13 protein-coding genes are annotated in these 11,884 nt (G+C 39.4%); 1 reads left to right on the top strand and 12 read right to left on the bottom strand.

Annotated elements, in window-relative coordinates; genetic code table 11:
- Positions 1-53: 53 nt before the first annotated feature.
- The 4 genes from ACLNCV_RS09415 to ACLNCV_RS09400 form a co-directional block, all read right to left on the bottom strand.
- Entirely contained in the window at positions 54-1,592 is a 1,539-nt protein-coding gene (locus ACLNCV_RS09415; protein ID WP_424845144.1) for a DUF6287 domain-containing protein, read from the bottom strand.
- A 15-nt stretch (positions 1,593-1,607) separates the two neighbouring features.
- The gene (locus ACLNCV_RS09410; RefSeq protein WP_424845143.1) at positions 1,608-2,534 is read right to left on the bottom strand and encodes a hypothetical protein; all 927 of its coding nucleotides are present in this window, start codon (positions 2,532-2,534) and stop codon (positions 1,608-1,610) included.
- 119 nt (positions 2,535-2,653) lie between these two features.
- Positions 2,654-3,634 (bottom strand): N-acetylmuramoyl-L-alanine amidase family protein, encoded by a 981-nt coding sequence (locus ACLNCV_RS09405; protein ID WP_424845142.1) that lies wholly within the window; start codon positions 3,632-3,634, stop codon positions 2,654-2,656.
- A gap of 19 nt (positions 3,635-3,653) precedes the next feature.
- The gene (locus tag ACLNCV_RS09400) at positions 3,654-4,697 is read right to left on the bottom strand and encodes an endo-beta-N-acetylglucosaminidase (RefSeq protein WP_261030146.1); all 1,044 of its coding nucleotides are present in this window, start codon (positions 4,695-4,697) and stop codon (positions 3,654-3,656) included.
- A 192-nt stretch (positions 4,698-4,889) separates the two neighbouring features.
- On the opposite strand from ACLNCV_RS09400, the gene ACLNCV_RS09395 reads away from it, so the two are divergent.
- Positions 4,890-5,789 (top strand): helix-turn-helix domain-containing protein, encoded by a 900-nt coding sequence (locus ACLNCV_RS09395; protein WP_261030148.1) that lies wholly within the window; start codon positions 4,890-4,892, stop codon positions 5,787-5,789.
- A 142-nt stretch (positions 5,790-5,931) separates the two neighbouring features.
- Here the strand turns inward: ACLNCV_RS09395 and ACLNCV_RS09390 are convergent, their stop codons facing one another.
- The 8 genes from ACLNCV_RS09390 to hprK form a co-directional block, all read right to left on the bottom strand.
- Complete coding sequence (locus tag ACLNCV_RS09390; protein WP_424845141.1) at positions 5,932-6,549, bottom strand: TIGR01906 family membrane protein; 618 nt, start codon at positions 6,547-6,549, stop codon at positions 5,932-5,934.
- Entirely contained in the window at positions 6,539-7,312 is a 774-nt protein-coding gene (locus ACLNCV_RS09385; protein WP_424845140.1) for a TIGR01457 family HAD-type hydrolase, read from the bottom strand. The genes ACLNCV_RS09390 and ACLNCV_RS09385 overlap by 11 nt, the downstream gene beginning before the upstream one ends.
- Positions 7,313-7,322: 10 nt before the next feature.
- Positions 7,323-8,060 (bottom strand): acyl-ACP thioesterase domain-containing protein, encoded by a 738-nt coding sequence (locus ACLNCV_RS09380; RefSeq protein ID WP_424845139.1) that lies wholly within the window; start codon positions 8,058-8,060, stop codon positions 7,323-7,325.
- A 4-nt stretch (positions 8,061-8,064) separates the two neighbouring features.
- Entirely contained in the window at positions 8,065-9,195 is a 1,131-nt protein-coding gene (gene hemW / locus ACLNCV_RS09375; protein ID WP_424845138.1) for a radical SAM family heme chaperone HemW, read from the bottom strand.
- An 83-nt stretch (positions 9,196-9,278) separates the two neighbouring features.
- The gene (locus ACLNCV_RS09370; RefSeq protein ID WP_084925832.1) at positions 9,279-9,668 is read right to left on the bottom strand and encodes a YtxH domain-containing protein; all 390 of its coding nucleotides are present in this window, start codon (positions 9,666-9,668) and stop codon (positions 9,279-9,281) included.
- A 15-nt stretch (positions 9,669-9,683) separates the two neighbouring features.
- Positions 9,684-10,067 carry a DUF948 domain-containing protein gene (locus tag ACLNCV_RS09365; protein WP_000895044.1) on the bottom strand — a complete coding sequence of 128 codons (384 nt, stop codon included), beginning with the start codon at positions 10,065-10,067 and terminating at the stop codon, positions 9,684-9,686.
- Complete coding sequence (gene lgt / locus ACLNCV_RS09360) at positions 10,068-10,856, bottom strand: prolipoprotein diacylglyceryl transferase (RefSeq protein WP_084925834.1); 789 nt, start codon at positions 10,854-10,856, stop codon at positions 10,068-10,070.
- Positions 10,849-11,787, bottom strand: coding sequence for an HPr(Ser) kinase/phosphatase (gene hprK, locus ACLNCV_RS09355; protein WP_192855369.1), 939 nt, complete (start codon positions 11,785-11,787; stop codon positions 10,849-10,851). The genes lgt and hprK overlap by 8 nt, the downstream gene beginning before the upstream one ends.
- Positions 11,788-11,884 lie beyond the last annotated feature (97 nt).

Genomic DNA, 11,884 nt, shown 5'->3' with positions numbered 1-11,884 from the left:
ACAAAAAAGAACGCCACAATCTTGCGACATTCTTTTCCTTTTGAATATATCTTCTAATCTCGATAGTAATAATCTTCAGCCCTGTCTGATTTCCCAAATTCTTCATAAAACAGGCGATCTTTGGATGAATCTGACGCACCGTGAGGCGTTCCAGCTGGTATAAAGAGTACAGGCGTTGTTGCCCGTATTCCAATCTCAAATCGCTTTCCAACGGCTCCTTCCTGGTTCTTGGACAAAAAGATTCGTTCATAGTCATTAACTCGGCCTGAATCGTGAATAATCAAGTTGTTAGGTTTCGAACCTGTTGTCGACCAACTACCTACTACTAGTGATATTTCATCCTTTTGAGGATTTTGAACAGAAGGATTTCCAACTACAGGTTCCCGACTCGAACTCTGAGCTGTCTCCTGATTAGTCGCATTCTGAGTTCCTGAATTATCAAAAGTTGTTACGCCATCTGATTTTCTGTAGAAAAACTTATCTGTTGGAACAAATGGACTATTTGAGAAGGCTATCCTATCCTTACTGCTATCTGATCGGCCACCATGAGGATGACTTGGTGTATTAGCTGGATAGACAATGACACCCTCTTCTGTTCTTCCAACAATCAGAGCAGGTATATCCACGTTCTCTGATCCTATTTGCAAACGTTCTCCGTTACTCATGCTGCCATCTGGTTTGATAGTGATTTCTTCACCCGCAGCATTAACCCAGGTATCTGCTATTAGATGTAGATTTCCATTCAAAATTTCCGGTACCTTAAATGGACGTCTCGTAGCTATCTTGTTCATAGGGAATAGATTTGTTTTGGGGTCGATAATATCCGCTTGCAGTATAAAACCAGTTTTACCTTCTACATCAATTTGGTACCAAATATGGCCTCTATCTTTTCTCTCTCCAGCAACCGAATTAGAAGCGGTTATTCTTTGATCCTTGCTGAGTTCAGTAATCACTTCTGAATCATAGAGAGGTTCCTTACGTACCGCAGCCTTTTCAGCAGTGACTTTCAAATCCATAGGTTGCTCCAGCTTGTAAAGATAGACTGTTGGTTTGTCTTCTTTTCCATCTGTCAAAATCAGATAGCCGTTAGGATCCTTGTAGCCATAAAAAGTATAAGACTGATCTTTATAGTCAGTTTCGATGCGATCAATCTCTTCCTGAGATATAGAAAGCGATACCTCAACTTCTGGTAGGACTGTTGTTTTAGAGTATGTCTTTCCAACGACATAAGTCTTGTCGAGCTCGTAATCGATGGTCATGACCTTCGTGTCCCCTGCATACTTTTTAATCGTAAATTGACCTTTCATCATTCCACCACGATCACGGCCATGCAACATCTCTTTCCCATCTCTCACAATAATGGCCTGACCATTATAGCCAAGATCGATTGTTCCAAATAAGGGCATCTCACCTGATAAATGTTCAATCGTTCCAAAAGAACGATACCACTCATCAAAATTGTCTGTTTCAAGAGAATTCGCAATATCAATCTGATCCATTACCTCTGAAGAGGATTCTTCCTTCTTTCCACAAGCCCCTAAAAAAAGCAGGGCAACTAGGAAAACAATACTATATCGTAAATACTTTTTCATCTTTTTCAAATTTTCTCAATGATTCCTTTCTGATTGTATCCATTTTTTGTCCACCAAATAATAGCCAAATAAGATCCATCCAAAAATGTAAACAATATAACCTAAACCAGGACGACCATGTTGAAAAATGTATATTGGATTATAAACGATAAATGTTAGTAACAAGGTGATGATATATGTATCCAATCTTTTTTCTTCTCCACTTGCAATAGAGGATACGACTAAAACGGCTAAAGCAAGAATAATGAGAGCCAAAATAGCATGGTAAGTAAAGGGTGATACTGTTTTATTAATTGTACCAGGTAAGCTATAAAAATACAAGAATTGCGATATGGATATGCTGATGGAAGCAACTGTTAAGAGTTTATTTTTAGCATAGGATTTCTTAATATCCTCTACTGATAAAAATGAAAGATGAAATTCAAAGGTTAGTTTTTCCTTTTTTATATACTTGAAGTAACAATAGACTAAAAGAAGAATTAAGCTAAAAAATGTTGAATACAAAATTAGATAATATCCATTCAACATGTCGGCTGAGTTGGCCCTTTCCATGGTCGGAGACCAACCTGACAAAAATCCAGATGTAAACTGAACAATCCCAGCAAAAACATTATAACTTGTAGCTGCCATTCGACTTTGGACAACTCCTCTTACAACGTCTAGAAGCAACTTAAACAACCATAAACTATTTAAAATCCTAAGGAAAATCAAGGTTTTCTCTTTTCTTTTCAATACAAAAACAAGTTCTAATAACGAGACTGCTAAAAAGAGATTTGCGTTTAAAATCCCCCTAATCCAACCATAAATATTTAAAGAATTATTTACTTCATCAACCATTACCCCCATAAAGCTAAACAAAATAATCAATCCCAAACTAACAGCATAAGCTAAATAAATAAAATCTAATCGAGATTTTATTGTAACCAATGGAGACCTTTTCATTTTCTCTATCTCACTTCTCATTTTATTTTCAATTATAAATACAGAGAAACCCTTTTAAGAAAATTTCCTAAAAGGATTCCTTTTATCATACAGATTACACTATTTTAGCCTCTAGCTTACTAGCGAATCCATTTACCTGAACCATCTACACGGTAACCATCTGGTGTCCATTCGTTAACAGCCATCTTGCCGTTCGCTTTAAGATAGTAATCGCCTACCCATGTATTGCGGGCATAACTACCTTCACTCGTTAAGTAGTAATAAGACTGATAGTATGTATCATAAATCCACTCGCTCTGGGCCATTTTACCATCAGCTTTGAGGTAGTAATTTCCAATCCAACCATTTTTTACATATCCTGATTGAGCTAATATATAGTACCAAGCCCCATAATTTTTATCGTAAATCCACTCTTGCTGTGCCATTAAACCACCAGGTTTAAAGTAGAAATTCCCAAACCATTTATTTTCAACCAAGTTACCATCCGAATCTACATAATATACTCCTCTTCTATCAGAACTGCGAATATATTCGTTTCTTGCTTTAACTCCATTTTTATAGTATGAATTACCGAACCAACCATTTTTGGACTGATTAATATGACTTCCTGTTCCAACCATTTTATGGTCGTGGATAGTAACAATGTCAGTGTAACCATAATAACGATAATATCCATACGGAGGCTGTTTCCAATCTCTCAAAACAATTCGATATTCTCCATCCGTAAAGGCATTCAAATTCTCCTGGTTCATATCGTATTCCCTTGTCACGCTTGGTTGACTAGGCGTAAAAATAGCATCGGCTAATCCAGGAAATTTTTCAGTCACTTGAGTTTTTACATTAAACAAGAAAAAGGGAATAGAAATTTCATTCATTCCTTCTGGGAAGGTATCAATACTAGCTGTGATCTTTAATTTTCCCGAACTTGTATCTTGACTCAAATTCATCTGTACTTTTAAATTCTTAACTTTAGAAGGATCATAGTCGGATTTAGCAATGTTAGGAGTGTCAGCCATTACTTCCTGAACGTTAACGAGAGCTGTAGAGCCTACGACTAAAATAGACAAGGCCGAGACTAATACTGTTTTCATTTTCATCATAACTTACCATCTGCTCCTACTAGCGAATCCATTTACCTGAACCATCTACTCGATAGCCATCTGGAGTTCGTTCACTAACGGCCATCTTACCATTAGATTTAAGATAATAGTCACCAATCCAAGTATTACGTGCATAATTACCTTCACCTGTTAAGTAATAGTAGGCTCTATAATTTCTGTCATAAATCCATTCACTCTTGGCCATCTTACCATTAGATTTGAGGTAATAGTTACCGACCCAAGCATTGCGAGCATAGCTTCCTTCACCAGTCAAATAGTAATAAGCTCCATAGTTTTTGTCATATACCCACTCATTTTGTGCCATATAACCGCCAGATTTGAGGTAGTAATTGCCCACCCAAGCATTTTGGACATAGTTACCCGCAGCATCGATATAGAAATAAGACTTATATTGGTAATCATAGATCCACTTGCTATAGACCTTGTTGCCATTTTGGTAGTAAGAGTTACCTGACCAGCCATTTTTCCCAGAAGCTGAGCTGCTAGATGTAGCAAGTGTTTGTGGTTGGGTTGCAGCTTGTCCTCGTCCACCGATACTAACGATTTTATGATCTTTAATCGTTACAATTTCAGACTGTCCGTAGTAACGGTGTTCATAGCGAGGAGCACCTTCTGTATCCTCTAATGTATCAGAATACACAATCCAATAATCTCCATCTGCTAAAGATATCAAATTATCATTATTCCAATAAAACTCTCTTGAAACTGACAATTCATAAGAAGTGAACGACATATTTGGTAGAATATATTGATGAAGTTCACCAGTGTTAACATTTTTAAAAAAACCAAAAACACTACTAATAGAATTACTGTATACTCCTCTAGGTAAACTATCAATCGTAGCCGTGATATCTAATTTCTCTAATGTAGGATGTTGTTTTAGTGTAATTTTCACATCATGTTTTTTAATCCCCACGATATCACTCGAATCTGCATGAACAACCTGTGATGAGAAGGGCAGGTTTCCTTCTGTATCAAGAACTGTAGTAGCTCCTAGTGTTGCTACTGCTAAACTAGCAAACAAAACTGGTTTGAATTTCATAGACAAACTCCTTTAAATATTATTCCCCTATACTATAGCATACTTTTCCTACTAGTGAAGAAAAACGACGAAAAAAATAGTTTTTCGCCGAAATCCCTTACAAAACTTCTCAATATCGTATCTTTTTGTTGTTTTTTTCTTATCTAGTTGAAATAGTGTATAATAAAGTAAAATCACAAGGAGATTAGTAAAATGGAAATAAATTTTGGTTCAGTTATCAAACAAATCCGAGAGGAGAGGGGCTTTACTCTAAAAGAAGCTGCTGGCACAGCCATTAGTCCCAACAATCTCAGTAAATTTGAAAAAGGCATCACAACCATCAAGGTTGACACCTACTTCAAAATCCTAGAAAATCTCAAAATCCATGATACCCATGATGTTATAATGTTGCTTGTGCGTTATCAGTATCAGGATCCTTCACTTTCCGAAGCTATAAAAACTGGGTTCACAACACAAACTAAGATGCTAGAATGGATTCAAATATTAGAATCTAATACCTATTGCACTGATTATGCCTATATCCAATCTTTAGGAATGTTTAGGAATAAGGAGAATTTGTTGAAAGAAGATTGGATTATCCTCAATCGGGCTAAGACTGCCTTATTTCAACTAAACTACTGGCTTTCACTGGATTACACCTTATTTGCACTTTTAGTTGAATATTTTGACTTTCCTACAGAAACACTTCAACAAATTGCAAAAACAGCTCTTGCTTTGCTAAAAGAAACATTTGTTGATTTCATACAAAAACGAATGCTTCTATCGACACTCTTAACCATCATCCGAACCTATTCTCGAAATGGGCATTACCAACTTGCCCAAAATTTAGTGGACAAAATTGATGTATATAGAATTAAGGAATTACATTCCCTAAAAGGAGTATTGCAAGAAGCATTTATTCAAATTAAAATGCAAGAATGTTATAATTTGCTCAGACAAGATAAGAAGGAGGGAATAGAACTGGCAAGTCAGATTTTAGCCTATCTGGACAGTCTGAATGGTCTTTTCCTGGACCAAACTATTTCTCAATTGAGAGACATCTTCTATCAACAAGTCAAAATGCTCAATAAAACTGGAATTGATTGGTCATAAACTCTGGGCTGAGTTGCTACTGGCAGGTAGAGGCAGATTAGATAAACAGGGAAGAAGTTAGAAAAACAGCCGATATAGCTGCAGTTAGGAACCAACTGTGGCCATTTCGGCTGTTTTTTATGATGAATCTACATCGAAAATCTCACTTCCTACGACTTTTCAGATAAAGAAAGCCAAAGAAGCTTTCATAGAGGGCAAAAAAGAGAAGAAAGGCATGAAGGAAGAAGGTCTCTGGCAAAATCAGAATCACTGGATCCTTGGCTGGGTCAAAAAGCCAAGTATCATCTCCCACAAAGAGAATTTGATGGAAAAGGGTAAAGAATTGGTCAAAACCAATCAAAACTCCTCCAAGTCCAATCAGTAAAGGCAAAAGCACTAGAGCCAGAAGCCCTCTACTAAATAAAGATAAAAAGCCCTTTTTCACAATCTTATTGGCAAAGAAATAGAAGCTTGGTAGTGTCACAAGAGCAACTAGCTGCACCAAGTGAAAGAGATTCTTCACCACCGCAAAGTGATGTAGCCCAGATACTGACGAACGAAAATCCGGCATCTGCAAGACCTGACTAAAAGGATTGGTCAGATAATTCATCAAGATATGAAAGTTGTACTGAATAGTTTCTGGTTTTAAATAGACCCGATCCGTTAAACTTAACCACTGAATTTCCAGCGGATAGAAAATCCAAGCCAGATAGATGGTCAGAAGAATTGTGAGGGAGAGGAGAAAGAGCATAGAACCCCAAAAGGTTAATTTAGTTTTCATCAAAATCCCACTCCGCAAGGCTAGAAACCACATGAGTCGGTGCGATTGGCAGGTCTGCTACTTCTTCTGCCTTGGTAAAACCTGTCGTCACCAAGAGCGTTGGAATGCCATTGTCAATCCCTGCTCGGATATCTGTCAGATAGTTGTCCCCAACCATAATCAACTCTTCACGTTCCAAACCTAAGTGCTCAACCGCCTTGTTCATAATGATAGCATTTGGCTTCCCGATATAAACAGGCTTCACTCGTGTTGCTACTTCAAGAAGGGTAATCAGTGAACCAGCACCAGGCAAAAGACCGCGCTCTGTCGGGATGTTGAGGTCAGGGTTGGTTCCGATAAAATGAGCTCCCTTTTGGATAGCTAGAGTTGCTGTCGCAAATTTTTCATAATCGACTTGCCAGTCTAGTCCAACTACCACATAGGCAGGATTATCCTTGTCTTCCACATAACCAGCCGCTTTGATGGCTTCCTTAAGCCCTGCTTCTCCGATGACATAGACGGTCTTTTCAAGCCCCAAGTCGTTCATATAGTCGATAGTCGCCAAAGTCGCTGTGTAGACAGTCGATAGGGGCGTATCGATATTAAAATTCTGAGCCAACATCTCCTGAACACTCTCTGGAGTGCGGGTTGTATTGTTGGTCACAAAAAGATAGGGGATAGCCCGCTTTTGCAATTCATGGATAAAAGCCTCCCCTTCTGGGATTCTGTCTTTCCCCTTATAAATCGTTCCGTCTAAATCAATTAAGTAGCCTTTATATTTCATCTATTTCTCCCTAATCCTTTTTTATTTCTTGCCAAGTGATGATAGCTTGGGCATTGGTAGCACCGTCGCTTGTAATTTCATGTTTGCTTTCCAGTCCAGTCCGTTCAACAGCTGATGAGATCACCCCACCTGGTCGAACTTCCTTGACATACTTGAGATTGATTTTCTTGGGAATATATTGGGTCAAAAAGTCGGCTCCCATGACCTCAAAAATCCAGTCTAGATACTTACTGTTATTAACATGACCATTCATATCTAAATCGTAAAAACGGACATGGTAATCCATGCTGATTGGATTTTCCAAACTTTGATATTTAGGTCCTCGCAGCAATTTTTTGGAAAACTCAGATTGGTAAGGAGCCACAATCTCAGGTTCGACAGCATGGACTTTTCGACTGTCTCGGTCCATGAGAACAAAGGTCGCCATCATGTGGATAAGGTCCTGTCCCTCTTCATCATAAATAGTAAAGCGGCGGTAGCAAAAGAGCCGATTGTAGCTCAAAGCTTCCGTTTCAATAGTAATTTCTTCCGCAAAACGAGGCAAACGAACCACCTCAATATCATAATCTGTGATAATCCAGACCAGATTATAGTCTTCCAAAATGGCCTTATCACTAACTCCCAGCTCAATCGACTGCATCCCTGAAACTTGTAGGGACAGCAAAATCACATCTGGAAGTTTGATATGACCGTTCATATCAGCCATATCAAAAGGAATTTTCATTTTCATTTGATAAGTTAAGCCCATCATCCTACTCCAAAATAAATCGTTCTGCTACGGTGTCTCCCAAAAAGAGACCTCTCTTTGTCATACGAACTCGGTCACCCTCTATTTGCATGAGACCTTGTTGAACCAAGTCCTTGACAATTTCTCCATAAAGTCCATCAAAAGACCGTCCAAATTTTTCTTCAAATCGCGCCATAGAGACCCCTGATTTCTTACGGAGACCTAGGAACATTTCCTCTTCCATTTGCTCCTTTTGACTCAGGTGTTCTTCTGTGATCCGAGCATTGCCTTCCTCAACTGCACTGAGATAATGACGAATGGGACCATGGTTTTTATAGCGCACTCCATCTACATAACCAGATGCCCCAGCACCGATGCCATAGTATTCAGCATTGTCCCAGTACATGAGATTGTGGCGACTTTCAAAACCAGGCTTTGAGAAATTGGAAATCTCATAATGCTCAAAACCTGCTCGCTCCAGCTCTGCGATGATGTACTCAAACATCTCCGCTTCCAGTTCCTCCTTAGGCAGAGGCAATTTTCCTCGTCGCATACGGTTCATAAAGACCGTATGATTTTCCAAAATCAAGCTATACAAACTCATATGGGGAATATCAAGTCCAATGGCCTTAGCCACATTTTCCTTGACCTGCTCCATGGTCTGACCAGGCAACGCATAAATCAAATCGATGGAGATGTTGTCAAAACCAGCCAGTTTAAGGCGGTCGATATTTTCATAAATATCCTTCTCCAAATGACTGCGCCCAATCTTTTTCAGCATCTTGTCGTCAAAGGTCTGCACGCCTAGCGAAACACGATTGACAGCCGAGTTCTTCAAAACAGCAATCTTATCCGCGTCCAAGTCGCCTGGATTGGCTTCAATGCTCAACTCCTCTAAGACAGACAAGTCCAAGTTTTCAGTCAAGCCCTTCAATAACACCTCTAGTTGTGACGCTGACAGGGCTGTCGGTGTCCCACCACCGATGTAAAGGGTTCGTAACTTTTGAATGTCATAAGAACGAAACTCTTCCAGCAGATGCTCTAAATAGCTATCTACCGGCTGATTCTTGATAAAAACTTTTGAAAAGTCACAATAATAACAAATCTGGGTACAAAATGGGATGTGCACATAGGCTGACGTTGGTTTTTTCTGCATAGTACTTATTATACCACAAAGACACGCTACGAGAAAAAAATCACCATCCCCAGACATATAGTCCGTCCAGAGATGGTGATGGTTTATTCTTCTGTTATGTCAATAACAATCTCTTCTGATTCATCAAAAGTTTCGGCTTTTTCTTGCCATTGCTCCTTGAGATTATTGAATCGATCTTTTGATGCTTCTGTCGCTTGACGAGCACATGATTTGGCTTGAGCAAGTACACTGTCCACAGTGATTTCACCTGACTCAACCTGTTCTTTGGTTTTAAGAACAAAATCTGTAGCCTGCTCCTTAACTTCTGTCAGTTTTTCACAGACCTGCTCCTTGGCATACTCAGGATCTTCTCTCAAATCATCCAGAAAATCTTGAGCCTGACTGCAAACTTGTTTACCCTTGTCACTTGTTAAAAACAAGGCAAGAGCTGCACCTGAAACGGTTCCTAAAAGGATTGAGGATAGTTTACCCATAAGAATTCTCCTTTTTTATTTTTTGAAAAATTTACTTGCGACACGTAGGGCTGACAAACTTGCACCAGTCTTGAGTGTTTTTGAACCAGCTGATGAAGCTTTCTTACTCAAGACACGCGCATGGTCATTGAGGTCTGAAACAGATAGAGATAAATCTGCAACAGCGCTAAAGAGTGGATCAATCGTTGCCACCTTAACATTGATATCATCTGCCAAGACATTGACCTTAGCCAGCAATTCATTGGTATGATGCAAGGTCACATCCACATCTGAAGTCAAGGTTTTAATCGTCTTCTCTGTTTCATCAATAACACGACCAAGTTTTTGTACAGTAATGATTAGATAGACTAAAAAGACAATCAAAGCAAGGGCTACAAGAATATATGCAACTTCTAACATTTACTTTTCCTCCTCTGTAATATAGTAAGGGGCCTTCTTTCGATTTTGATATAGAATGATAAAAATACCGAGACCGATAAGGACAACCGATAGCCATTGAGATACTCGAAGGCCAAAGAACATGAGGCTATCTGTCCGCATGCCTTCGATGACCATGCGACCAAAACCATACCAAATCAAGTAGAAAGCAGTGATATGACCTCGTCTGAGACTCTTCCATTTTCGTCTAAAAATCAGAATCAAGGCAAAGCCAAGCAGATTCCATAGAGACTCGTAAAGGAAGGTCGGTTGACGGTAGCTTCCCTCAATATACATCTGGTCACGGATAAAGCCAGGTAGATAATCCAGATTATCCACTGCTGCACCGTAGGCTTCTTGGTTAAAGAAATTGCCCCAGCGACCCAAACTTTGGGCAATCATGACGCTAGGCGCCGCAATATCTAGGAAATCCCAAGTATTGATGAGTTTACGATCAGCAAAGATATAAAGTACAAGAGCCCCAGTAATCAAACCACCGTAAATGGCCAAACCACCATTCCAAATGGCAAAAATCTCTCCCAAATTCTGACTATAGTAATCAAAACTGAAAATGACATAGTAGAGACGAGCTCCTAAAATAGCCAAAGGAAAGGCTATCAAGATAAAATCTAAAATATCGTCTGGTATGATTTTCTTTCTAGGCGCTTCTTTCATAGTCAGATAAACCGCAAGAATCAAACCTGTCACAATACACAAAGCATACCAACGAATGGCTAGAGGACCTAGATGAATAGCAATTGGATCAAGCATGAGGCACCTCCTCATTTTGAGCAATAAGATTGGTCAAACGTTCTTCGAACAAACGCGTCGCATCAAAGCCCATTTCCTTGGCACGATAATTCATGGCAGCAGCCTCAATCACGACAGAGATATTCCGACCTGTTTTCACTGGAATGCGGATACGAGGAATGGCTACGCCAGAAATTTCTATTTCCTCTGCATTGTTTCCAAGACGATCAAAAGTTTTATGTGTATCGTAATTTTCCAAATAAACAGCCAGCTGGACTTGTGAAGAATCCTTGACGGCACTCGCACCGTAGAGGCTCATGACATCGATAATCCCAACCCCACGAATTTCAATCAGGTGTCTCAAGATTTCAGCTGGTTCACCCCAAAGAGTAATCTCATCCTTGGCAAAGATATCGACACGATCATCGGCTACCAAGCGGTGACCACGTTTGACAAGCTCTAGACCTGTCTCACTCTTACCGATGCCACTATCACCTTGAATCAAGACACCCATTCCATAGATATCCATCAAGACACCGTGCACACTGGTCCGTTCTGCTAAACGTGAATCCAGATAACTAGATAACTCTCCAGATAAACGACTGGTTGCCGTACGGCTGGTTAAAATGGCAATCTTACATTCTCTGGCTGCCTTTAGCATCTCCTCTGGAACCACCAAACCACGAGCAACAATGACCGCAGGTGTCTCAGGTAGAAACATTTTTTTCAAGACTTGGTAACGGTTGTGAGAGGACATCGAAACGAGATAGGACCACTCCTTCATTCCCAAGAGTTGGATTCGCTCAGGCGTATAATAGTCAAAATAGCCCGTCATTTCAAGACCAGGTCGCGTAATGTCCGCGGTATTAATTTCCTTTTCAAGTAATTCTGGTTCGCCATAGACAATGTCTAGTCTGAGCTTTTCAATCACTTCTTTTACTAAAACCGACATCATTTCCTCCTTCAATCGAGTTCTTTTTACTATTATATCAAATTGTCCTTAGAAGTTTCAGATTTTTGCAGGCTTTGAAGTATTTATTTATACTCAA

It is taken from the genome of Streptococcus sp. CL5.50, assembly GCF_049738015.1.
In the GTDB taxonomy this organism is placed as follows: Bacteria; Bacillota; Bacilli; order Lactobacillales; family Streptococcaceae; genus Streptococcus; species Streptococcus mitis_CA.
This window is presented reverse-complemented; position numbering and strand designations above follow the sequence as displayed.